Origin of the sequence: Pseudomonas sp. TTU2014-080ASC (genome assembly GCF_001446935.1) — a bacterium.
Classification (GTDB): domain Bacteria; phylum Pseudomonadota; class Gammaproteobacteria; order Pseudomonadales; family Pseudomonadaceae; genus Aquipseudomonas.
In genome coordinates this window covers 757455-780716 of record NZ_LKKK01000011.1, presented here as the reverse complement: position 1 = coordinate 780716, position 23262 = coordinate 757455, and the positions used below count along the sequence as shown (strand labels likewise).

Genomic DNA, 23262 nt, shown 5'->3' with positions numbered 1-23262 from the left:
CTTGCGCCCGCTCGTGCTAAAGGAATGACTTATGTCCAAGACAACTCTGTTTGACCTCGACGGCAAGATTGCCTTCGTCTCCGGTGCCAGCCGCGGTATTGGCGAGGCCATTGCCCGTCTGCTGGCTCAGCAAGGGGCTCACGTGATCGTCTCCAGCCGCAAGATCGAAGGCTGCCAGGCCGTTGCAGATGCAATTATCGCTGAAGGTGGTAAAGCCACTGCTATCGCCTGCCACATCGGCGAAATGGAGCAGATCCAGAGCGTCTTCGAGCAGATCAAAGAGCAGTTCGGTCGCCTCGATATCCTGGTCAACAACGCCGCAACCAACCCGCAATTCTGCAATGTGCTGGACACTGATTTGTCAGCCTTCCAGAAGACTGTCGATGTCAACATTCGCGGCTACTACTTCATGTCGATTGCTGCCGGCAAACTGATGAAGGCCAATGGCGGCGGCAGCATCATCAACGTGGCGTCCATCAACGGTGTGACGCCGGGCGAGTTTCAGGGCATTTACTCCGTGACCAAAGCGGCGGTGATCAGCATGACCAAGGTTTTCGCCAAGGAATGCGCTCCGTTCGGCATCCGCTGCAACGCGCTGCTGCCCGGCTTGACCGATACCAAGTTCGCCTCAGCTCTCACCGGCAATGAAGCCATCCTGAAAATGGCCCTGCAGCGCATTCCGCTCAAGCGCGTCGCCGACCCAAGCGAAATGGCCGGTGCCGTGCTGTACCTGGCCAGCGATGCATCCAGCTACACAACCGGCGTCTCTCTCAATGTCGACGGCGGCATCCTGGCCTGACCTGCAGACGCAGAGTAAAGGGGCTTCGGCCCCTTTTTTATTAATGCGACGCAGCGTTGCCTGAATTCGGCAGGCATCACCCAGGCCGTATGCCAGAGGCTCGCATTGCGGCATTATCAGCGCTCAGGCACGCTTATCGTGCCTGCCCCTTCCTGATTGAGCGCCGCAGATGTTTTTGTCTTTTGATCCTGGTTTTGAACTTAGCGTCTTGCTGATCCTGGCCGGCGTTGCCTTTTTAGCAGGTTTTATCGATGCCATTGCTGGTGGCGGTGGTCTACTCACCCTGCCCGCGCTACTCACCGTCGGCCTTCCGCCGCATTTAGCACTGGGCACCAACAAACTGTGCGCCACATTCGGCTCAGCCACGGCTGCTTTTACTTTTTACCGCCGCAAGCTGTTTGACCCGACACATTGGCGCAACGCGCTGGCCGGAACTGCGATTGGTGCGTTATTGGGCGCGCTGATCGCACACTGGCTGCCTTCGCAATGGCTCAACCAGTTGCTGCCGATCGTAGTATTCGCCTGTGGCTTGTACCTGCTGTTTGCTAAAACACCGACAACCATCCATAGCACAGACGCCCCCATCGCCCGCAAGCGGCAGTGGCCGCAAGGGCTGTCGCTGGGTTTCTATGATGGTGTGGCGGGCCCCGGGACAGGTGCGTTCTGGACAGTCAGCACACTGCTGATGTATCCGCTTGATCTTGTCAGAGCCAGCGGTGTGGCCCGCAGCATGAACTTTGTCAGTAACGCCTGTGCCCTGAGTGTTTTTATCTTCAGCGGTCAGGTTGCCTGGCTAGTCGGCCTGATCATGGGGCTGACGCTGATGCTCGGCGCTTACCTCGGTGCACGAACCGCCATTGGCGGTGGGGCAAAGTTTATTCGCCCGGTATTTATTCTGGTCGTGCTGGCGCTGACGTTGAGATTAGTCTGGCAACACTGGCTGGGGTAAACCCAGGCGAGTGGCGACATAACTGTCGATCAGATAACGGGCGATGGACTTAGAAGCAGGCAATGGCGGCAGCTCACGCACATCAAACCACTGCGCGTCTTCGATTTCGTCTTCCTGAATCACGATATCACCGCCCGCATACTCCGCATGAAAGCCAATCATCATCGAATGCGGAAACGGCCAGCACTGGCTGCCCATATAGCGGATGTTGCAGACTTCCAAGCCGACTTCCTCACGCACCTCACGGCGCACACACTGTTCGGCAGACTCACCCGGTTCAACAAATCCTGCCAGCGTACTGTACATACCCGGCACGTAGCGCGGTGATCGGGCCAGCAACACTTCATCGCCACGGGTCAGGAGCACAATCATACTGGGAGAAATCCGCGGGTAATGGCGAATGCCGCAATCTGCGCAGTACATGGCCCGCTCACCGGGAATCTGCTGCGTTGGTGCACCACAACCCCCGCAGTAGCGATGCTCACGTGCCCAAATACCAATCTGCGAGGCATAGCCGAGCATCTTATAAGTCTCGGCATCACTTTCGAGCATGAAACGACGCAGACCTTGCCAGACACAGCCTGGCAGCTCGATGCAGTCTACAAGCTCCAGAAGGTAGATGGCATCATCGCCAAAATGGCCGACGCCGTGCTCAGCCAACACAGGCAGATCCTGCTTCTTCAGCCATTCACGGGGGAACAGGACGCCATTGCTGTCAGACAGAAACTGCTGCTTGCAGTGAGCTAGCGCCCAACCGCCCGAAGTGGAGGCGTCCAGTACTTTTGGCTGCCACTCTGGCATTTCACGCCTCCAGCGTCATTCCTAGCGCACGTACGCTCTCACTGGCCAAATCCAGCACATTGGGTTGCCCGTTTTCCGGCACATCGGCACCACCTTCAAGGTAGTACTCGAGGCTGCTCAAAGCGTCAGCCAGCGTCTCCAACATTTGCTCAGACGGCATTTGCGGTGACTCGTACATGGCGTGCTGAATGTAGTCAGCGCACGCCCCTACCAATGCTGCGGCGCGCTCCTTACCGAGGAACCATAAGCCACCACGCAAAGCGTGCAAACTAAACGGCACATTAGCCAGATGAACGCGGTCACCTGCTGACTCCAAGTACGCGGTAATTGCTCGCTTAGCTAGCGCCAAGCCGCCCTGGGCTTCGTCAAGAACAACAATGCGAGCTTCGTTAAGCTGATGCTGAGCAAACGAGTCCGCCTCATTACCCGGCTGTGCCGCGGCCCGCGTTTCACGCCGTTCACCACGCTCAAAATCAGCCACCACGCCCTCAACATAGAGCAGAGCGTCGGCCATTTTGTGTAGCTCTTGACTCTGTGGCACTTGCTCATTGGTCCAGCCAGCGACCACTGAGAGTTGCGCGTTCAGCGCAGCGCCGGCCGAGTTGAGACCAACCATGCCCAAGGTCTTACTCAGCTTGGCCAGCAGGCTATGCAGAGTACCCAGGCTATCTTTGTCAAAGGTGCCGCGCTCGACCAGATCGAGCATATCTTTGAGGCTGTTAAGCTCCTCCCGGATCGCAGAGCTCAGAGATTGCAAGACTGCTTTGCCCGGCCCGACCAAGCGCTGGTATTCCTCTTCCAGCATATGGTCAGTAAAGGGCAGCGGCATTAGCCCGAAGGCCTCGCGAACCTGCACGGCCAGCGGCCCTTGAGTGTCTGCCAGGGCAACCAGATAGAGCAGTTCCTTAAGCAGTGTCTTAGGCGGTTCATGCTGCTCATTCAGCACAGCCTTGAGCTCTCGCTCGACTTTAGCGAACAGTGCTTTGCGACTCCGGCGCGGAATCAGCTGAGCATCACCATGGGCTTCAGCTGCCGCAGCCGCAACCCAATAAAGCCGACCTTGCGGTAGGTTACGAAATAAGCCGTCCAGACGCGTCAGGGCGCGCGCCATCTGCTTTAGACCGGTCTGATGGTCTGCTTCGCGAATATAGGCGAGCAAACCGGTCTGAAACAGGTGGCGCATCCGTCTGATGGCTTCCGCTCTGACGGGAGCATCTAGATTGGCCGGCACGCCGGCCGGGCGCTCTGAGTCGAGGCGGACGGTATAAAAGAAGCTTTCCGGCAGCGGTGTTTGATTGGCCGAGTGGCGTAACTCATTGATCGCCGGTAACAGCAGCTCCGGGATTTCCTGGCGATGCGCCTCGAGGTTTTCCAGATAACGGCGCAGTACGTGAAGCGCATTACTCAACGCAGTCAGTTGCGCATCGCGCTCTTCACCGGCTCCAGCAGGAATATCCGCAGCCTGATTCAAGACCTCCTGCGCAAGCAGCTCAGCACCGGTTAACTCAATCAGGTTGAGTGTGCCGCGCACCTGCTGCAGATTGCCGACAGCCTGCTGCAACAGGCTGGCGTTATCACGCTCAACGATGAAGTGTTCAAGGCAGGTTTCCGCCTCTTCCATAGTGGTGAACAACTCATCTCGTACCAGACTTAGCGAAGTGGCCCCTGAAACCATGAACTAGCGCTCCCCACCGAATATTAATGACGTAACCTGCAAGCCTTGCATCAGTCTTCGAACTCTGGCTTTTGCTTGCTCATCTGAGCCGTCATGGCGACTCGAAGATCCACGGACTGCAGCATGGCTGCGTTCCAGGTTGCGACATATTCAAGACCGTCATCCACACGATGATCGCGCATGTAGCGGATCATTTCTTTGGTGCCACGTACCGCAATTGGTGATTTAGATGCAATCTCCCGGGCAATCTCCATTACCCCAGCCAGCAGCTCTTCGCTGCTTTCGTAGGTGCGGTTGACCAAGCCGATACTGCGCGCCTCTATGCCATCGATGGTTCGTCCGGTGTAAGCCAGCTCACGCATGATGCCGTCACCGATGATGCGCGGCAGGCGCTGCAGAGTGCCAACGTCAGCCGCCATACCGATATCGATTTCTTTAATTGAGAACTGCGCGTCCTGCGTCGCATAACGCATATCGCAGGCTGCGATCATGTCGATCGCGCCGCCCAGGCAATAGCCGTGAATAGCAGCCAGTACAGGTTTGCGGCATTGGTCGACAGCATTGAAAGACGCTTGCAGTTCAAGGATTTTGCGCCGCAGCTTTTCTGCATTGCGCCCCACATCCTTGCCCATCTGACTGCCCAGAGAGGCCAGCATCATCAGGTCGATGCCGGAGGAAAAGTGTTTACCAGCCCCGGAGATGACAACCGCGCGGACCTCGTCCGTGTCATCAATCCATTGGAAGATATCGATAATTTCGCGCCAGAAATCCGCATTCATTGCGTTGATCTTTTCCGGGCGGTTAATCACGACATGAGCGACCTTGTCAGCCAAAGAGACATTGAAGGCTTTGTAGTCGGTCACGGCAGTTCCTCATTCAAATGCGCAAGGCGCGTTCTGGGATCATTCTTATATTAAAAACTTCTCAACTATAACAATCCGAAGCTAAATGTCGATGCTGCTCAATGTGACGCATAACACGCCATAGCCGATAGAATTTTATTACCGCCGTTGTCAGTGAGCCCGAAACAGGATGAGGCAAAGCCCGCACGCCTGCATTGTGAGGGCTCTCTTCTTTTCAAATTCTGATGCAGTTAACGCAATAGCGCCCATCGATTTTCTGCAGCCCATGCACATCTGCATCGAATCCCGGAAAGCTGTTATCGAAGGTACGGGCAAATTCCAAATAGTCGATTATGGAGCGAGTGTCAGCGGTAAAGCGCTCACCCGGCATAATCAGAGGAATTCCGGGCGGATATGGCACCAGCATCACCGCAGCAATGCGCCCTTCAAGCGCCTCGATTGGCACCGCTTCAACCTCACCACGCACCAGTTGGTCGTAGGCATCAGCAGGTTTCAGCACCACCTCTGGCAACACTGTATACATGCGCTTAAGCGCTTTAGCGGTGGCGTTTTCACGGTAGCAGCCATGCAACGCCTCACACAGGTCACGCAGGCCCATATCCTGATAGACCCGCCCGCCCGCCTGGGCAATAGAAGGCAGCACTTGAGCCAGTGGCAGGTTGGCATCGTAGCTGCGCTTGAACTCCAGCAGCTCTGTCAGCAGCGTGCTCCACTTACCTTTGGTGATACCCATGGAGAACAGCACAAGGAAGGAGTACAGGCCGGTTTTCTCCACCACCAGGCCACGCTCCCAGAGGAACTTGCTGACAACCGCCGCCGGAATCCCGTTGTCTGCCAATTTGCCGTCTGCTGTGAGGCCCGGCATGGTCAGGGTGACCTTGATTGGGTCCAGCAGGACGTAATCTTCAGCGACCTCCCCAAAGCCATGCCATGCGGCCTGCGGCTCCAGCAGCCAGTCGCCGGTTACAACGCCTTCACTGCCTTCTGCCTGAGGTGGCTGCCAAATGCTGAACCACCAGTCCCCGGCTTCCAGGTTCTGTCGCAAATTCGCCAGTGCCCGGCGGAAGCTCAGGGCTTCATCGAATGTTTCCTGAATCAGAGAGCGACCTGCCGGACCTTCCATCATGGCCGAAGCCACATCCAGCGAGGCGATGATGCCGTACTGCGGCGAGGTCGAAATGTGCATCATAAAGGCTTCATTGAAGCGCTCATGATCGAGCTTGCGTACACCGCCATCTTGAACATGAATCATCGACGCCTGGCTAAACGCCGCCAGTAGTTTATGGGTCGAGTGCGTGGTACACACCAGCGGTGCAGCGTCGGCACGGCTGGTTCCCATACCATAACGGCCGGCATAAAATTCATGGAATGCCGCGTAGGCATACCACGCCTCATCAAAGTGCAGAACCTCAACACTGTTGCCCAATGTCTGCTTGATAAGCTCGGCGTTGTAGCACAACCCGTCGTAGGTCGAGTTGGTGACCACTACAAGCTTAACCAGCGCCCCGCTGCGGTTGGGCTTGCGGTTGCGGGCCAGCGGGCTGGCAGCAATCTTTGCCTCAATTGATTCTCGGCTGAACTCGGAAAGCGGAATCGGCCCGATGATGCCCAGCTCATTGCGCTCTGGGCAGAGGTACAACGGAATAGCCCCAGTCATGATGATCGAATGCAAAATCGACTTGTGGCAGTTACGGTCCACCAGTACCAGGTCATCACGCCCCACCATGCTGTGCCAGACAATCTTGTTGGCGGTGGATGTGCCGTTAATGACGAAATAGGTGTGGTCAGCCCCGAAATTACGCGCTGCCCGCGCTTCTGCCTCGGCCAGCGGCCCGGTGTGGTCCAACAGCGAGCCCAGCTCCGGGACCGATACGGATAAATCCGAGCGTAGAGTGTTTTCCCCGAAAAACTGGTGAAACGCCTGTCCAACCGGGCTCTTGCGATAGGCCACACCGCCGCCATGCCCAGGTGTATGCCAGGAATAGTTTGACTGCGCAGTGTGCTGCACAAGCGCTTTGAAAAATGGGGGCAACAGGCAGTCCAGGTAATTGCGTGCGGCACGGGCGACCTGCCGCGCAAGAAAAGGCACAGTGTCTTCAAACAGATAGAGGATGCCGCGCAACTGGTTCAAATCAGCCATGGCAGCAGCGGGTGCATTCTCGATGGTAACTTGTTCGCCCAAAGCAAAGATGGGCAGCTGCGGTGCACGGCTGCGGGCAATTCGTATCAGTTCAACCATGTCCTGCAGCAGACTGGTGTTCTCCCCCGCACCTTCTGCTGCGACCAGAATGCAGGCCAGGCCATGATGGGTGGAGGCAACAATCCGTCCCTCTGCCGAGCTGGCAGTTGAGAGGATGCTGAAGCCATCCTGCTCAAGCTCAGCAGCGATGGCGCGGACGCGATCACCGGCCACTGTGTCGGCCTTGATGTCGCGATGAACAATCAGAATGGGGAACTTGAGATCTTTATACATTATGGCGTCCCTGATGAGCGGCAGATCGTGTCTGCCTATCCCATCAGGTTAGAGGCTTGACCGCCTGCGCGGAACCCCATTCACGCCGCCTTATAAGAAAAGGTCGCTAGCAGATAACTGGAGACCGACTCAGGCGTTGCCTTCGCCCTGCTCCATCTGCGCCCACAGAGAGGGTGCACCTGCGGACTTTTCAATGATCGCCAGGCGAGCCAGATGCGCCTCCAGCTCTTCCGGGCTGGCTGTAATCACCCGGGTGCGCGGACGATCAGCAGGCAAACGTTTGATTGGCGAAGCTTGCTGGCGACCACCATTGCTTTCACTGCCATCACCGGCCAAGGAAAGGTTAGTCTGCCCGCCAGTCATGGCCAGATAGACGTCGGCAAGAATCTCGGCATCCAACAATGCGCCGTGCAGCTCACGACCGGAGTTATCTACGCCGTAACGCTTACACAGGGCATCGAGGTTGTTGCGCTGCCCAGGATGGCGCTCACGGGCCATCAGCAGGGTATCTAGGATCGAGCAATGCTCACTGATATCAGCACGGTCGTGCTGCTCCATCAGGGCAAATTCGTTGTTGATAAAGCCAACGTCGAACGCCGCGTTATGGATGATCAGCTGCGCACCATTGATGAACTCGAAGAATTCGTCGGCTACATCCTTAAAGCGCGGCTTGTCCTGTACGAATTCGTTGGTGATCCCGTGGACTGCAATCGCGCCCTCGTCGATTTCACGATCAGGCTGCAGGTAAACGTGGAAGTGACGACCAGTCAGGCGGCGCCCCATCAATTCGACACAGCCGATCTCAATAATCCGGTGGCCATCGGTCACCGGCATACCGGTGGTTTCAGTATCCAGAACCACGCTACGCATGTTTCAACCCTCTCACATCATCGACTCCGCGGTTAGCTAACTGATCGGCGCGCTCGTTCCCCGAGTCGCCGGTGTGCCCACGCACCCAACGCCAGGTGACGTTATGCCGATTCACCTGCTCGTCCAGTTGCTGCCACAAATCCGCATTCTTTACAGGCTGCTTGGCTGCTGTTTTCCAACCACGTTTTTTCCAGTTCGGCATCCAGTCCTGAATACCCTGCATCAGGTATTGCGAGTCAGTCACCAGACACACGTCGCAGCTGCGCTTGAGCTCGGCTAACGCCCGAATCGCTGCGGTCATTTCCATGCGGTTATTGGTGGTGTCCGGCTCGCCGCCCCACAATTCCTTTTCCACGCCCTTATAAATAAGCAGCGCGCCCCAGCCTCCAACACCCGGATTACCCTTGCAGGCTCCGTCAGTGTAGATAAGGACCTGTTCACTCATGTATCAGTCATTCCGCGATTGATAGTTGTCCGGCTGTCCGGGTTGATAACGGCTGACTTGTGCCACCGGCAAAGGCAGTAACTTGCCCAGTGGTGGGCGATTGACCACTTTATTCGGTCTGACGCCACGGACAAGCTTGCGGGCCACTAACAGATAAAACCCCGCTCCCGGCAAGCCCCAGCGACGTCCCAGACGCTCGAGCGGTGCCAGCCGTTCCTGCCACACCGGCGAAGAAAGCGGCGGACGATAGCACCCGAAGCTGCGTTTCTCCAGCACAAAGCCCAGCACATTCAGCCAGTCGGTGATTCGTGCAGGGGAAATACAGCGTGCCTTACGCAGATCCCCCCTTTTCAGGGTGTGACCCAAGCCCCACAGGCTGAGCGGGTTGATTCCCAGTATCAGCAAGTGCCCTCCTGGTCTGACGCCGCGAGCCGCTTCGCGCAACAATCCATGAGGCATCAGGCTGAAATCTAAGCCATGCTGCAGCAACACCGCATCAGCTGCTCCCTCGCTGACCGGCCAGGAATGTTCGTCACAAACAATATCGATACCAGCGAACGGTGCCCCCAGTCGCACGGTGCGCTGAATCATGCCAGTGCCTGGCGGATTGTCTGCCGCGGGCCCGTAATGCAGGAGAAATCCGCCAAACAGACGGCCCAGCTCCTCCTCGAGCAAGGGCTGCTCCTGGGTCAGCAACAGCTGACCATGCGGCCCCGCCAACCAGGCACGGGCGGCCGCGTTTAGGTTTAGCCATTCTTTATCAGCACTGGCAATTGGATGTCCGGACATACCCTCTCACCTTCACGTGATCACGCCATACTGGCCTGATGCTAAGCCGTTGGCGGGCTCGACGCTCTGACACACAAATCCTAAGATGCGCCTTTGCGACCTGATTAGCGACTATCCCATGATCAAAATCGACGCACTACCCGCTTTCAATGACAACTATATCTGGCTTCTGCAAGAGCCGACCAACCGCCGCTGCGCGGTTGTCGACCCAGGTGACGCTGCGCCAGTATTGGCCTGGCTGGATGAAAACCCGGGCTGGCAGCTCAGCGATATCCTGATCACCCACCACCACTCTGACCATGTCGGCGGCGTTGAGTCGTTAAAAGCCGCAACCGGCGCGCGCGTTAGCGGCCCAGCCAATGAAAGGATTCCAGCCCGGGATGTGGCTCTGAATGACGGTGATCAGTTAGAGGTTCTGGGCCTGAGTTTTTCAGTCATGGCCGTACCGGGTCACACCATTGGCCATATTGCTTATGTGCAACCTGAACAGCACTGGTTGTTCTGCGGCGACACCCTGTTTGCCGCTGGCTGTGGTCGCCTGTTCGAAGGCACACCAGCGCAAATGTATGCCTCCCTGAGCCGTTTTGCTGAATTGCCTGAGCAGACCCACGTCTATTGCACCCACGAATACACCCTCAGCAATCTGCGCTTTGCGGTCGCAGTAGAGCCCGGTAATAGCCGTTTACAACAGCGTTTTGAAGAGGTTACGCAATGGCGCCAAGAAGGATGCATCAGCCTTCCGTCTACAATCGGCCTAGAGAAAAGCACCAATCCATTTCTACGCTGTGAAACACCTGAAGTGATTGCTTCAGCGGTGCGTCACTGCGACACAGCACTCAAGGATTCCGTCGCCGTATTTGCCGCGTTGCGCAGCTGGAAGGACACGTTCTGAAATGAACATTATGTCGCACAACACTGGTTAAAACTTGACCACGGCTGGACCGATTCCTAGAATCGCCCGAATTTTTTTACGGGAAATACACCTCAGCCAATGTCATCTTCACATAGCAACTCCTTGATTTTTAAGGTATTCGCACAAAGTGCACGGCACTTTGTAGTGATGATGTGCATCGTGCTGGCCGGCTGTCAGACACAACAGCAAAGTGCCGACACCGGTCGTAATACCGACCTGGCTGTCGGCCTGCAGCGCACCCCCGAATGGTTGAGTGAAACTGCCAGCAGTGCCAGCAGCCAGCCCAAAGATATCTGGGACCGTGTGCGCGGCGGCTATCAACTTCAGGACAACATCACCCTTAACCCGCGCATTGAGCAGCAGCGTCTGTGGTTTGTCAGTAACTCTTCCTTCGTTGAAAAAGCCGCTAATAGCAGCAGCCCCTACATTCATTACATCGTAGAGCGCCTAGAGCAGCACAACATGCCAACCGAATTGGCATTGCTGCCGATGATTGAAAGCGCCTACAACCCGCTGGCCTATTCCCGCGCCCATGCTGTTGGGCTATGGCAATTCATTCCGTCCACTGGACGCAACTTCAACCTGCGCCAAACCAACTGGTACGACGGTCGCCGGGATGTGATGGCGTCAACGCAGGCTGCCATTGATTACCTGAGCCGCCTCAAAGAGATGTTCAACGGTGACTGGCTGCTTGCCCTGGCAGCTTATAACGCCGGTGAAGGCCGAGTTAGCCGAGCTATTGAGCGCAACGAAAAGCTTGGGCTGCCAACGGATTACTGGAACCTGTCGCTGCCCACTGAAACACAGAACTACGTGCCTAAACTGCTCGCCTTGTCCCAGGTGATCATGACTCCTCAGGCCTACGGCGTAAGCTTGGCCCCAATCGCTAACGAGCCTTATTTCGAGAAGGTCGCCTTCAACCAGCGCATGGATCTTGCCCGCGTAGCGCAGATCGCCAACCTCGACGAAAGCGAACTCGAACTACTGAACCCGGCCTACAAGAAGGGCATCACTCACGACGGTCCGCAGCACCTGCTGGTACCGGCAGACAAAGCCGAGCAATTTAGTGCCAGCCTATCGTTGCTCAAGGCTGAAGCGGTCAATTGGCAGGAATACCGGGTCAAGCCAGGCGACAGCCTGCACAGCATTGCCAATCGCAACCAAATCACTGTCAACACACTGCGCGACATTAATAAGCTTTCGGGTAATAACCTGAGCGTTGGCCAGATCCTCAACATTCCAGCCCAGGCAACAGCAGCTAGCCAAGAGCCGCTTTATCAGCAACGCAGTGAACGGCAGGCGGTGGCCCAGACTCCGGCGACGCGCACCTACCGGGTCAAGAGTGGCGACAACCTGTGGCAAATCGCCCAACGCCACAATGTCCGGGTCAGTGACATTCAGCGCTGGAACCGTCTCTCAGGCAACAGCCTTAAAGTCGGCCAGGTCCTGAACATTCAGGCCGCAGCCGCACAATCCCAGACAGCTACGCGCAGCAGCACTGGCGGCCAGCCCCGGCAAAATATCACCTACTATCGCGTTCAGTCCGGGGACTCGCTGTACGAGATCGCACGGCGCTTCAAAGTGCCTATGAGCAGTCTGCAAGACTGGAATCCAAGGGCGGGTAAATCCCTCAGGCCTGGCCAGACACTGACCCTGTATACAGCCAACTGATTACAGAACCTGTTGTGATGTGACAGGTCAGATCTAACCGCAACTTGGATTTCGCTTCAGTCCGCTAATGGCCGGGGCTGAATTCTTTTGTCGCAGCCCCTGCACACCAGGGCAGTACAAGAATAACCCTGGCCTAAACATGATTAATGGCACTCTTGTTCAAGTACTCTTTTTCGTGCCGGAACAAGCTGTTAATGTGGCCTCTCAGCTGCCTTCCAGACGCCACGGATCGGATACTTTATTGAATGCGTGCCCTGCTCTCACTGATTTCCCTACTGATCATCGTTATCACGCAAAGCGCCTGGGCAGAGGTCTATAAAAGTCATGGTTACGCTCAGTTCGGTGACCTGAAGTACCCCGCCAGTTTCTCGCATTTCGATTGGGTTAACCCTAAAGCCCCAAAAGGCGGCACGTTGCGTATGATGGCGTCAGGCACCTTTGACACGCTCAACCCTTACACCATCAAAGGCTCCAGCCCGATCAGCACGGCTAATTTTCTTCAGTATGGAGTAAACGAGCTGAATGCCCCGCTGATGGTGGGAACCGGTGCTTACGATCCATCTGGAGATGAACCCGCTTCGAGCTACGGACTGGTAGCAGAGTCTGTTGAGTACAGTGATGATCGCAGCTGGGTGGTGTTCAATATCCGCCCGCAAGCCCGCTTCCACGACGGCAAGCCCATCACCGCCTACGACGTGGCGTTCTCCTACCGCCTGCTGCTCAAGGAAGGCCATCCGCTGTACCGCGCCAATTTGCAGGAGGTTAAACGGGTAGACATCCTCAACCGCTTGAGCATCCGTTTTATCCTTAAGCAACCGAACAGCTCCCTGCAGATTCTGCGTCTGGGCGAGTTGCCAGTACTGCCGCAACACTACTGGAAAGACCGCGACTTCAAAGCGACCACCTTCGAGCCGCCGCTGGGCAATGGGCCGTACCGGATCACCCACGTCAGCCCTGGCCGCAGCCTAGTGTTCGAGCGCGTCAAAGACTGGTGGGGAAGTGATTTGCCTGTGAATCGCGGGAAGTACAACTTTGACCGTGTAGAGGTCGAGTTCTACCGCGACAGCAATGTCGCGTTTGAAGCCTTCAAAGCTGGCGAGTTTGATATCTACATCGAACAGCAGGCAAAAAATTGGGCCACGGCCTACCGCTTCCCGGCACTGGCCAGAGGCGAAGTGATCCGTGCGGAAATCCCTCACAAGATACCGACCCAGACTCAGGCGCTGTTTATGAACACCCGCCGGGATATCTTCGCTGAGCGCAAAGTGCGCGAAGCTTTGGGATTGATGTTCGACTTCGAATGGGCCAACCGAGCTCTCTTCAACAGCTCCTACACACGGGCGAAAAGCTACTTCCCTAACAGTGAATTCTCAGCGACAGACACGCCGATTGGGGCTGAGTGGCTCCTACTGTCTCCGCACCGTAAGAAACTCCAGGCCCGCCTATTTACAGAACCCTTTAGCGTCCCGCACACAGATGGAAGAGGCATCCCCCGTGAAACACTGCGGCGCGCGCTCAGCCTATTGGCCGAAGCGGGCTGGAAGCCTTCCGGCCAACGCATTACTAATAGCAAAGGCAAGCCCCTGCAGTTTGAGATCCTACTGGTTAACCCAAATCTGGAGCGCATTCTCCAGTCCTATACCAAGAACCTGGCGAGTATCGGCATCCAGGCCAATTTGCGCACGGTAGATCGCGCCCAGTACAAGCAGCGTCTGGACCAATACGATTTCGACATGATTCTGACCACGCTGCCGCAAACCAACAGCCCGGGAATAGAGCAATCCCTGTACTTCCATTCTTCCCAGACCATGGTCAAGGGCGGGCGTAACTATGCAGGTGTGGCTCACCCTGTAGTTGATGAGCTAATCGCCCAACTACTGGCAGCTCAGAGCCGCGATCAACAAGTTGCAGCCGCCCGTGCGCTAGACCGGGTATTGTTGTGGCAGCATTACAGCATCCCGAACTGGTATATCGATTACCATCGGCTGGCTTATCGAAACCGTTTTGCATTCCACACCACACCACCCTACACGCTGGGCCTGCGTAGTTGGTGGCTCAAGCCCATGGAGAAAGCTGAATGACCCACGCTGCCTTGCGCGCACTTGCTCACATCAGTGGTGTTGTCCTGCTGAGCGCCGCCAGCCTGACTTTTGCAGCGCCACAACATGCCCTGACGCTGTATGGCGAGCCCGCCAAATATCCGGCTAACTTCAAGCACTTCGATTACACCAACCCAGACGCCCCCAAAGGCGGCACACTGCGCCAGGCTGGGTTCGGTAGTTTTGACAGTTTCAACCCGTTCATCAGCAAAGGTGTCTCCGCCGAAGGGATCAACCTTATTTACGACACCCTGACCACCCACAGCATGGACGAACCCTTTACGGTTTATGGCCTGCTGGCAGAGAAAATCGAGAAAGCTGACGACAACTCCTGGGTACGGTTTTATCTGAACCCAAAAGCTCGCTTTCATGACGGCCAGCCCATTACAGCCGAGGATGTGAAGTTCACCTTCGACCTCCTCATGAGCAAAGGCACCCCCATGTACCGTGGCTACTATGCCGAGGTTGAAAGGGCCGAAGTTGAATCCCCGAAGAGCGTCAAATTCATCTTTAAACATGCTGGCAACCGTGAGCTGCCTCTGATTGTCGGGCAACTGCCGGTTCTCCCCAAACACTGGTGGCAGGATCGCGACTTCAGCAAAGCCAATCTTGAAATTCCGCTCGGCAGCGGCCCTTACAAAGTCGCCAAGGTGCAGGCTGGGCGTTCCATCCGCTATGAGCGGGTCAAAGACTGGTGGGGCCAAGACCTGCCCGTCAACCGTGGCTTCTACAATTTCGATACCCTGCAATTCGACTATTACCGCGACAACACCGTAGCCCTTGAGGCTCTCAAGGCCGGACATTTCGACTTCTGGCAGGAAAACAGCGCGAAAAACTGGGCCACCGCTTACAACGTAGCGGCCGTCGCCAATGGTCAATTAATCAAGGAAGAGATCCCCAACTTCAACCCGGTGGGTATGCAGGGGTTTATCTTCAACACGCGACGCCCGATATTCAACGACCGCCGGGTTCGCGAAGCCTTCTCCTTGCTGTTTGATTTCGAATGGGCTAACCGCCAACTGTTCAATAGTGCCTATACCCGAACCCACAGCTATTTTGAGAACTCGGAACTAGGTGCTGAAGGCCTGCCTTCGGAAGCAGAACTGGAGCTGCTTGAACCGCTGCGTGAGCAAGTCCCGCCCAGCGTGTTTACCGAGGTATATGCGCCAACTGTCACCGACGGCAATGGCATCATCCGAGAACAACAACGCCGGGCCTACCAATTGCTCCAGGAAGCGGGATGGCGTGTAGAAGGCGATCAGATGCTGGACGCTGCCGGCACACCGGTCAGCTTTGAGTTTTTGCTGGCGCAGACCGAATTCGAACGCATCCTGCTGCCCTATAAGCGCAACTTGGCAGACCTGGGCATCGACATGGTGATCCGCCGGGTCGACGTTTCCCAGTACATCAACCGCCTGCGCTCGCGTGATTACGACATGATTGTCGGCAACTTCCCACAATCCTCTTCGCCGGGTAATGAGCAGCGTGAATACTGGCATTCCAGCAGCGCCGACAACCCGGGGAGCCGTAACCTGATCGGCCTCAAAGACCCGGCTATCGACTCACTGGTTACTGCGCTGATCCAGGCGAACTCCCGGCAGGATCTGATCACCCGCTCACGGGCGCTGGACCGTGTACTGCTGTGGGGCTATTACGTGGTACCGAACTGGCACATCAAAACCTGGCGCGTCGCGTATTGGAATCATTTCGAACACCCGGCGACCAGCCCCAAGTACGACATTGGCCTGTACACCTGGTGGGCCCGTGATCTACCCAAGGCAGCTGCGGCCGAACCTGTGACTTCCGGTTCGGAGCAATAACATGCTGGCTTATATACTGCGGCGCTTGCTGCTGATCATTCCGACCCTGTTCGGCATTCTGCTGATCAATTTCATCATCATCCAGGCCGCGCCCGGCGGCCCGGTAGAGCAAATGATCGCCAAGCTGGAAGGCTTCGATGGCGCCACCAGTCGTGTTGCCGGGGGTGGCGCTGAAGTTTCGGTTGCCGGTTCAAATTATCGGGGAGCCCAAGGTCTGGACCCAGACCTGATTAAAGAAATCGAGCAGATGTACGGCTTTGATAAGTCAGCCCCGGAACGCTTCTGGCTGATGCTCAAAAGCTACGCCCAGCTGGATTTTGGCTCCAGTTTCTTCCGCGACGCGGAGGTGATCGACCTGATCATCGAAAAAATGCCGGTCTCCATATCCCTCGGGCTCTGGAGCACCTTGATCATGTATCTGGTATCAATCCCGTTGGGTATCGCCAAGGCCACACGTAACGGCAGTGCCTTCGACGTCTGGACCAGCTCGGCCATTATCATCGGCTACGCCATTCCCGCCTTCCTGTTTGCCATCTTGCTGATCGTGCTGTTTGCCGGTGGCAGCTATTGGGACTGGTTCCCACTACGCGGTTTGACCTCGAACAACTTTGAGGAGCTCAGCCTAAGCGGCAAGATTCTGGATTATTTCTGGCACTTGGCGCTGCCGGTTACCGCCTTGGTAATCGGTAACTTCGCCACCCTCACCCTGCTGACCAAGAACAGCTTTCTCGACGAGATCAGCAAACAATATGTCGTCACTGCCAGGGCTAAGGGCTTGACCAAGAACCGCGTGCTATATGGCCATGTGTTCCGCAACGCCATGCTGATTGTCATTGCCGGTTTCCCTGCTGCCTTTATGGGCATTTTCTTTACCGGCTCCTTGCTGATTGAGGTGATCTTCTCCCTCGACGGTATGGGGCTGATGAGTTTTGAAGCGGCTATCAACCGGGACTATCCGGTGGTGTTCGGCACCCTGTTTATCTTCACGCTACTTGGCCTGGTGGTGAAATTGATTGGCGACATTACCTACACCCTGATCGACCCCCGTATCGACTTTGAGAGCCGGGAGTAAGCAGATGAAATTGTCTCCAATTGCGCAACGTCGCCTGCAACTGTTCAAGGCCCACAAACGAGGCTGGTGGTCGCTGTGGATCTTCCTGACCTTGTTCGTCATCACCCTGGGTGCGGAACTGATCGCTAACGACAAACCGCTGGTTGTCAGCTACGACAGCGAACTGTATTTCCCGGTATTTAAGCGTTACCCCGAAACCACGTTTGGCGGTGAATTCCCCCTTCAACCCAACTACAAAAGCCCGTACTTCCAAGAGCTGATCAAGGAAAAGCAAGGCTGGATGATCTGGCCGCCGATTCGCTACAGCTATTCCAGCATCAACTACGACCTGCAAGTACCGGCCCCGGCCCCGCCTTCCGCTGAAAACTGGCTGGGCACCGATGATCAAGGCCGTGATGTCTTGGCGCGGGTCATCTATGGCTTCCGCATCTCCGTACTATTTGCCCTGACCCTGACCATCATCAGCTCCATCATCGGCGTGATTGCCGGTGCCTTGCAGGGCTTCTACGGAGGCTGGATTGACCTGATCGGTCAGCGGTTTCTGGAAATCTGGTCAGGCCTGCCAGTGCTCTATCTGCTGATCATTCTGGCCAGTTTCGTGCAGCCCAACTTCTGGTGGTTGCTGGGTATCATGCTGCTGTTTTCGTGGATGAGCCTGGTCGATCTGGTGCGTGCCGAGTTCCTGCGCGGGCGTAACCTCGAATATGTGCGCGCTGCACGGGCCTTGGGGATGCAGAACAACGCCATCATGTTCCGCCACATCCTGCCCAATGCCATGGTCTCGACGCTGACTTTTATGCCGTTCATCCTCACCAGCGCCATCGGCACCCTGACCGCCTTGGACTTCCTGGGCTTCGGCCTGCCGCCTGGAGCACCGTCGCTGGGCGAATTGGTCGCCCAAGGCAAATCCAACCTGCAGGCGCCGTGGCTGGGCATGAGTGCATTTGTCATTCTGGCCCTGATGCTGAGCCTGCTGGTGTTTATCGGCGAGGCCGCTCGTGATGCCTTTGACCCAAGGAAATAAGATGACCGAATCCAGCAATCTGATCGAAATCAAGGATCTGGCCGTCGAATTCAGCCACGGCGAAAATAAGCAGCGCGTCGTCAAAGGTGTCAATTTTTCTATCCGACGCGGTGAAACAGTCGCCTTAGTCGGCGAAAGCGGCTCAGGTAAATCCGTCACCGCCCACTCGATTCTGCGCCTGCTGCCCTACCCGCTTGCCCAGCACCCCAGCGGCAGCATCCACTACCGGCAAAAAGACCTGCTAACCCTTAACGAAGGGCAAATGCGCAGCATCCGCGGTAACCGCATCGCCATGGTGTTTCAAGAGCCGATGACCTCGCTCAATCCGCTGCACACCATTGAAAAGCAGATCAACGAAGTGCTCTACCTACACAAAGGCCTGCGCAAACAAGCAGCGACCAAGCGCACGCTGGAGTTACTGGAACTAGTCGGCATTCCTGAACCGAAAAAGCGCCTTAAGTCTTACCCGCATGAGCTTTCAGGTGGCCAGCGGCAGCGCGTAATGATTGCCATGGCACTGGCTAACGAGCCAGAACTACTGATTGCAGACGAGCCGACAACAGCCCTGGACGTGACCGTTCAATTAAAAATTCTCGGCCTGCTCAAAGACCTGCAAACCCGCTTGGGTATGGCTATTTTGCTGATCAGCCACGACTTAAACCTGGTCCGGCGCATTGCCAATCGTGTGTGCGTGATGAAACAAGGTGAAATCGTCGAACAGGCTGAATGCGAGACGCTGTTCACCGCGCCACAGCATCCTTACACCAAACTGCTGCTGGATGCCGAACCAAGCGGAACCGCTGCCGATCAGCCAGCTGGAAGCCCCCTACTTGAAGTCGACAACCTGAGAATCTGGTTCCCAATCAAAAAAGGCTTGCTACGCCGCACTGTTGACCATGTCAAAGCAGTCGATGGCATCAACTTCAGCTTGCCACAAGGGCACACGCTGGGGATTGTCGGCGAGAGCGGCTCAGGTAAATCTACACTGGGGCTAGCCATCCTGCGCCTGATCAGCAGTAAAGGCAGCATACGCTTCAACGGTGCGCCGATCGAACACCTCTCACAGGCCGATGTGCGCCCGCTCAGACGTCAAATGCAAGTAGTCTTTCAGGACCCCTTCGGCAGTCTGAGCCCACGCATGTCTGTAGGCCAAATCATTGGAGAAGGCCTCCGTATCCACCAGATTGGCAGCGAAGATGAGCAGGAAGCCGCCATCATTGAGGCATTGAAAGAAGTAGGCCTCGATCCTGAAACCCGGCACCGCTACCCCCACGAGTTCTCTGGTGGACAACGCCAACGCATAGCCATCGCCCGAGCTCTAGTGCTCAAACCAGCGCTAATTTTGCTGGATGAGCCAACCTCCGCACTGGATCGCACAGTACAGCGCCAAGTGGTCGAACTGCTGCGCAACCTGCAGATTAAATACAATCTGACTTACCTGTTCATCAGCCACGACCTGGCCGTAGTAAAAGCCCTCAGCCACCAAGTGATGGTGGTCAAACAGGGTAAAGTTGTCGAACAGGGACCAGCAGAAAGTGTCTTCGCAGCGCCACAGAACATCTATACACAACAGTTACTGGAAGCGGCCTTCTTGGCCCCAGCTAATTAATCCTTGTAGACAGGAAGAGGAATCACACACATGGGTTTTCTAACCGGCAAGCGCGTTCTGATCGTTGGTGTCGCCAGCAAGCTGTCCATCGCCTCAGGTATCGCCGCAGCGATGCACCGTGAAGGCGCCGAACTGGCCTTCACCTATCAGAACGACAAGCTCAAAGGCCGCGTGGAAGAATTCGCCGCAGGCTGGGGCTCCAGCCCAGAACTGTGCTTCCCGTGCGACGTTGCCAATGACGACGACATCACTGCAGTCTTTGAAGCCCTGAGCAAGAAGTGGGACGGCCTGGACTGCATCGTTCACTCCGTTGGTTTCGCCCCGGGCGACCAACTGGATGGCGACTTCACCGACGTCACCACCCGTGAAGGCTTCCGCATCGCCCACGACATCAGCGCCTACAGCTTTGTAGCTCTGGCCAAAGCGGGCCGTGAAATGATGAAAGGCCGCAATGGCAGCCTGCTGACTCTGTCCTATCTGGGCGCAGAGCGCACTATGCCTAACTACAACGTCATGGGCATGGCTAAAGCCAGCCTGGAAGCCGGTGTCCGTTACCTGGCCGGCAGCCTCGGCCCAGAAGGCACCCGCGTTAACGCTGTGTCGGCAGGTCCAATCCGCACCCTGGCTGCCTCCGGCATCAAGAGCTTCCGCAAGATGTTGGCAGCCAACGAGAAGCAGACTCCGCTGCGCCGTAACGTGACCATTGAAGAAGTCGGCAATGCCGCAGCCTTCCTCTGCTCCGACCTGGCATCCGGCGTCAGCGGCGAAATCATGTACGTTGACGGTGGCTTCAACACCACAGCAATGGGCAACATCGAAGAGTGAGCTGATCACGCTTTGTAACTGCCGTATACAAAAACGCCCGCTGCATCGCACCGGGCGTTTTTGTTTGTCTGCGCAACTGCGGAAACCCCTCTGGCGAAATCACAACAGACTCACGGAAATAAAAAAGGCCGCATATAGCGGCCTATTTTATACAGAGCGATTAGAACCGCTCGATCTTAGCATCAGCTTCCAATTGCTTACGGAAAGCATCGAAATCGAGCTGACCGACACGCGAAGCCAAGAAGCGGCCATACATGGCTTTCTCTTCATCGCTAAGCGCAGCATCCGGTTGGCTTACGCCATTGAGACGGATGATCACATAATCACCGTTATTCAGGCTGATGCCGGAGAATGTCGGTTTATCGTTTGCTTCAGGCTTGCTCATGCGGAACAGTGCCTGCAGTACAACTGGCTCAACACCTTCCTGACTGCGAGTGGCGGCCTCCACAACCTGCCAAGCCTCACCCTGCTGAGCCTGCTCGACCGGAGTCTTGCCGCTGCGCAGTGCTTTCAGCTGCTCTTCGCCTTTAGCCTTTACAGCCTCAGCGGCACGAACCTTTACCAGCTGCGCACGAATACTGTCAGAAACCTGCTCCAGCGGCAGTTGCTGCGGCTTAAGATGCTCTTTTACCCGAACCACAACAACAGTGTTCGGATCCAGTTCAATCACACCACTGTTGCTACCATCCTCAAGCACTTCATCACTGAATGCAGCCTGCACTACCTGACGGTTTGCAGTAATGCCTTCAGCACCACCCTGGCGACCAAACGGCTCACTGGTAAGTACTTTGAGGCCAAGTTCCTGAGCTGGCTGCGCCAGATCAGAGGACTCAAAAGCAGAGTCTTCAAGTGTCTTGGAGACCTCAACAAAACGCTGCTCAACCTCGCGGGTTTTCAGGTCGCGCTTGAGTTTGTCTTCCAGACTGGCGAAGGTCGGGACTTCCGGAGCCTGCACGGCCAGTAGCTTAACCAGGTGCCAGCCGAATTCAGAGCGAACCGGAGCAGATACTTCATTCTCTTTCAGAGCATAAAGAGCATCTTCGAATGCCTGGTCATACACGCCTTTACTGGCAAAGCCCAAGTCACCACCTTCAGTGGCTGAACCTTTGTCATCAGACAGCTCTTTAGCCAGCTTGGCGAAGTCTTCGCCCCCCTGCACACGCTTCTGAATCTCTTCGATCTTGGCTTTGGCTTGCTCATCAGAGGTGTTGTCAGACACCTCAACAAGAATATGCGCAGCGCGACGCTGTTCACTCAGGCCTGCAATCTCACTCTGGTAAGCACTCTGCAAGTCGTCATCATTGACTTCAACCTGGTCAAAGAAAGCGTCCTTCTTGAGCTCCACATACTCCAGCACGACTTGCTCAGGCGTCATGAACTCGCTGGCCTGGGCATCGTAGTAAGCTTTGATATCGTCATCGCTCAGAGTGACCGCATCACGGTCAGCCTTCAGTGTCAGCGTCGCGAAATCACGAGTTTGCTTCTCAAGTGCAGCAAAAGCCTTGATCTGGGCATCAGTCACAAAACCGCTGTTGCCAATACCAGCACGCAGCTGGCCGATCAGCATTTCCTCTTCCAGCATCTGGCGGAACTGCATACGGCTGTAACCCAGGCGTGCAATCACCTGATCGAAACGCTCAGGGCTGAATTTACCGTCAATCAGAAATTCAGGCGTGCTCAGAATAACCTGATCCAGAGCCGGTTCAGAAAATGCAAATTTGGAATCCTTGGCGCTGTTGAGCAGCAATGTCCGCTCGATCAGCCCGTTAAGTGATGCCTCACGCAGCAGCTTCTCATCCAGCATCGCAGGGTCAAAATCCCTGCCGAGCTGCTGAAGCAGCTGGCGGCGCTGCATCTCTACAGCTTGAGTGAGGGCGTTGGCGCTGATTTCCTGGCCATCCACCTCGGCTACCGATTTACCGTTATTAGGACCGGTAAACATCGCCTCAACACCTGTCAGTGCAAGCAACACGACAATGAGACCGATAATGGTTTTGGCAATCCAACCTTGTGAATTGTCCCTGATGTTCTGCAGCATGCGTCCCCCAGAACGACTGTAGAAAAATGCAATCGCGCAGTGTGGGTAAAGTCTGGATAGAAGAAAGGCGCATCAGTAGATGCGCCTTCTCGTAACTGGCGTAGCGAATTGGCTATCTGACTGTCTCGTACATCTATCCCGAATACCAGCCACTAATCGATTCGCTAACCCAAGGATCTGCTATGCGATCCTCGGGCAAACCGAAAACGCTTAGTTAACAGCGTCTTTCAGGGCCTTACCAGCTTTGAAGCCAGGGATCTTAGCTGCAGCGATGCTGATTGGCTTACCAGTCTGCGGGTTACGGCCAGTGCGGGCAGCGCGCTCTTTAACAGCGAAAGTACCGAAGCCTACCAGCACAACGGAGTCACCAGCCTTCAGAGCGCCAGTAACGGATTCAATCACTGCGTCCAGCGCACGGCCGGCAACAGCTTTCGGGATATCAGCAGATGCTGCGATAGCATCGATCAGTTCCGACTTGTTCACTCTTAAGTCCCCTTAATATCTGTTGAGTTTATTTCTTGCTTTTG

Annotated in this window: 19 protein-coding genes; 10 read left to right on the top strand and 9 right to left on the bottom strand. The window is 56.0% G+C overall.

From position 1 onward, the window contains the following. Positions 1 to 31: 31 nt before the first annotated feature. Positions 32 to 799, top strand: a complete 768-nt coding sequence (locus AO726_RS14020) for an SDR family oxidoreductase (RefSeq protein ID WP_058068677.1) — start codon at positions 32 to 34, stop codon at positions 797 to 799. A gap of 169 nt (positions 800 to 968) precedes the next feature. Then, positions 969 to 1748, top strand: a complete 780-nt coding sequence (locus tag AO726_RS14015) for a TSUP family transporter (protein ID WP_058068676.1) — start codon at positions 969 to 971, stop codon at positions 1746 to 1748. Here the strand turns inward: AO726_RS14015 and nudC are convergent. The 7 genes from nudC to AO726_RS13980 all read right to left on the bottom strand — a co-directional run bounded on the left by nudC (position 1722) and on the right by AO726_RS13980 (position 9664). Next, positions 1722 to 2549, bottom strand: coding sequence for an NAD(+) diphosphatase (gene nudC / locus AO726_RS14010; RefSeq protein ID WP_058068675.1), 828 nt, complete (start codon positions 2547 to 2549; stop codon positions 1722 to 1724). The genes AO726_RS14015 and nudC overlap by 27 nt on opposite strands. Before the next feature lies 1 nt (position 2550). Then, positions 2551 to 4224, bottom strand: a complete 1674-nt coding sequence (locus AO726_RS14005; protein WP_058068674.1) for a hypothetical protein — start codon at positions 4222 to 4224, stop codon at positions 2551 to 2553. A gap of 50 nt (positions 4225 to 4274) precedes the next feature. Beyond that, the gene (locus tag AO726_RS14000) at positions 4275 to 5087 is read right to left on the bottom strand and encodes a crotonase/enoyl-CoA hydratase family protein (protein WP_058068673.1); all 813 of its coding nucleotides are present in this window, start codon (positions 5085 to 5087) and stop codon (positions 4275 to 4277) included. A 214-nt stretch (positions 5088 to 5301) separates the two neighbouring features. Then, a complete protein-coding gene (locus AO726_RS13995) occupies positions 5302 to 7560 on the bottom strand; it encodes an Orn/Lys/Arg family decarboxylase (protein ID WP_058068672.1) in 2259 nt (752 codons plus the stop codon). Between the two features lie 129 nt (positions 7561 to 7689). After that, on the bottom strand, positions 7690 to 8430 hold the full coding sequence (gene dnaQ / locus AO726_RS13990; protein ID WP_058068671.1) for a DNA polymerase III subunit epsilon: 741 nt from the start codon (positions 8428 to 8430) through the stop codon (positions 7690 to 7692). Continuing rightward, entirely contained in the window at positions 8423 to 8875 is a 453-nt protein-coding gene (gene rnhA, locus AO726_RS13985; RefSeq protein WP_058068670.1) for a ribonuclease HI, read from the bottom strand. Before rnhA ends, dnaQ begins: the two co-directional genes overlap by 8 nt. Before the next feature lie 3 nt (positions 8876 to 8878). Further along, on the bottom strand, positions 8879 to 9664 hold the full coding sequence (locus tag AO726_RS13980; protein WP_058068669.1) for a class I SAM-dependent methyltransferase: 786 nt from the start codon (positions 9662 to 9664) through the stop codon (positions 8879 to 8881). 118 nt (positions 9665 to 9782) lie between these two features. On the opposite strand from AO726_RS13980, the gene gloB reads away from it, so the two are divergent. The 8 genes from gloB (at position 9783) to fabI (ending at position 20697) form a co-directional block, all read left to right on the top strand. Then, the gene (gene gloB, locus AO726_RS13975; protein ID WP_058068845.1) at positions 9783 to 10556 is read left to right on the top strand and encodes a hydroxyacylglutathione hydrolase; all 774 of its coding nucleotides are present in this window, start codon (positions 9783 to 9785) and stop codon (positions 10554 to 10556) included. A gap of 99 nt (positions 10557 to 10655) precedes the next feature. Beyond that, positions 10656 to 12248: a lytic transglycosylase gene (locus tag AO726_RS13970; RefSeq protein WP_058068668.1), complete on the top strand. Its 1593-nt coding sequence runs from the start codon at positions 10656 to 10658 to the stop codon at positions 12246 to 12248. A 245-nt stretch (positions 12249 to 12493) separates the two neighbouring features. Beyond that, positions 12494 to 14329, top strand: coding sequence for an extracellular solute-binding protein (locus tag AO726_RS13965; RefSeq protein WP_058068667.1), 1836 nt, complete (start codon positions 12494 to 12496; stop codon positions 14327 to 14329). Then, positions 14326 to 16167: an extracellular solute-binding protein gene (locus AO726_RS13960; protein ID WP_058068666.1), complete on the top strand. Its 1842-nt coding sequence runs from the start codon at positions 14326 to 14328 to the stop codon at positions 16165 to 16167. Before AO726_RS13965 ends, AO726_RS13960 begins: the two co-directional genes overlap by 4 nt. Position 16168: 1 nt before the next feature. Continuing rightward, complete coding sequence (locus AO726_RS13955; RefSeq protein ID WP_058068665.1) at positions 16169 to 17239, top strand: microcin C ABC transporter permease YejB; 1071 nt, start codon at positions 16169 to 16171, stop codon at positions 17237 to 17239. A 4-nt stretch (positions 17240 to 17243) separates the two neighbouring features. Then, on the top strand, positions 17244 to 18263 hold the full coding sequence (locus tag AO726_RS13950; RefSeq protein WP_058068664.1) for an ABC transporter permease: 1020 nt from the start codon (positions 17244 to 17246) through the stop codon (positions 18261 to 18263). Position 18264: 1 nt separating this feature from the next. Beyond that, positions 18265 to 19872: an ABC transporter ATP-binding protein gene (locus AO726_RS13945; RefSeq protein ID WP_058068663.1), complete on the top strand. Its 1608-nt coding sequence runs from the start codon at positions 18265 to 18267 to the stop codon at positions 19870 to 19872. A 30-nt stretch (positions 19873 to 19902) separates the two neighbouring features. Beyond that, complete coding sequence (fabI, locus tag AO726_RS13940) at positions 19903 to 20697, top strand: enoyl-ACP reductase FabI (RefSeq protein ID WP_058068662.1); 795 nt, start codon at positions 19903 to 19905, stop codon at positions 20695 to 20697. A 160-nt stretch (positions 20698 to 20857) separates the two neighbouring features. On the opposite strand, the gene AO726_RS13935 is transcribed toward fabI, so the two are convergent. Continuing rightward, entirely contained in the window at positions 20858 to 22735 is a 1878-nt protein-coding gene (locus tag AO726_RS13935) for a SurA N-terminal domain-containing protein (protein ID WP_058068661.1), read from the bottom strand. A gap of 210 nt (positions 22736 to 22945) precedes the next feature. After that, complete coding sequence (gene hupB / locus AO726_RS13930; RefSeq protein WP_003239952.1) at positions 22946 to 23218, bottom strand: nucleoid-associated protein HU-beta; 273 nt, start codon at positions 23216 to 23218, stop codon at positions 22946 to 22948. Positions 23219 to 23262: the final 44 nt, after the last annotated feature.

Coding starts and splice junctions, on each gene's coding strand:
- AO726_RS14020 (WP_058068677.1), top strand. CDS start 32: ATGTCCAAGACAACTCTGTTTGACCTCGACGGCAAGATTGCCTTCGTC.
- AO726_RS14015 (WP_058068676.1), top strand. CDS start 969: ATGTTTTTGTCTTTTGATCCTGGTTTTGAACTTAGCGTCTTGCTGATC.
- nudC (WP_058068675.1), bottom strand. CDS start 2,549: ATGCCAGAGTGGCAGCCAAAAGTACTGGACGCCTCCACTTCGGGCGGT.
- AO726_RS14005 (WP_058068674.1), bottom strand. CDS start 4,224: ATGGTTTCAGGGGCCACTTCGCTAAGTCTGGTACGAGATGAGTTGTTC.
- AO726_RS13995 (WP_058068672.1), bottom strand. CDS start 7,560: ATGTATAAAGATCTCAAGTTCCCCATTCTGATTGTTCATCGCGACATC.
- dnaQ (WP_058068671.1), bottom strand. CDS start 8,430: ATGCGTAGCGTGGTTCTGGATACTGAAACCACCGGTATGCCGGTGACC.
- rnhA (WP_058068670.1), bottom strand. CDS start 8,875: ATGAGTGAACAGGTCCTTATCTACACTGACGGAGCCTGCAAGGGTAAT.
- AO726_RS13980 (WP_058068669.1), bottom strand. CDS start 9,664: ATGTCCGGACATCCAATTGCCAGTGCTGATAAAGAATGGCTAAACCTA.
- gloB (WP_058068845.1), top strand. CDS start 9,783: ATGATCAAAATCGACGCACTACCCGCTTTCAATGACAACTATATCTGG.
- AO726_RS13970 (WP_058068668.1), top strand. CDS start 10,656: ATGTCATCTTCACATAGCAACTCCTTGATTTTTAAGGTATTCGCACAA.
- AO726_RS13965 (WP_058068667.1), top strand. CDS start 12,494: ATGCGTGCCCTGCTCTCACTGATTTCCCTACTGATCATCGTTATCACG.
- AO726_RS13960 (WP_058068666.1), top strand. CDS start 14,326: ATGACCCACGCTGCCTTGCGCGCACTTGCTCACATCAGTGGTGTTGTC.
- AO726_RS13955 (WP_058068665.1), top strand. CDS start 16,169: ATGCTGGCTTATATACTGCGGCGCTTGCTGCTGATCATTCCGACCCTG.
- AO726_RS13950 (WP_058068664.1), top strand. CDS start 17,244: ATGAAATTGTCTCCAATTGCGCAACGTCGCCTGCAACTGTTCAAGGCC.
- AO726_RS13945 (WP_058068663.1), top strand. CDS start 18,265: ATGACCGAATCCAGCAATCTGATCGAAATCAAGGATCTGGCCGTCGAA.
- fabI (WP_058068662.1), top strand. CDS start 19,903: ATGGGTTTTCTAACCGGCAAGCGCGTTCTGATCGTTGGTGTCGCCAGC.
- AO726_RS13935 (WP_058068661.1), bottom strand. CDS start 22,735: ATGCTGCAGAACATCAGGGACAATTCACAAGGTTGGATTGCCAAAACC.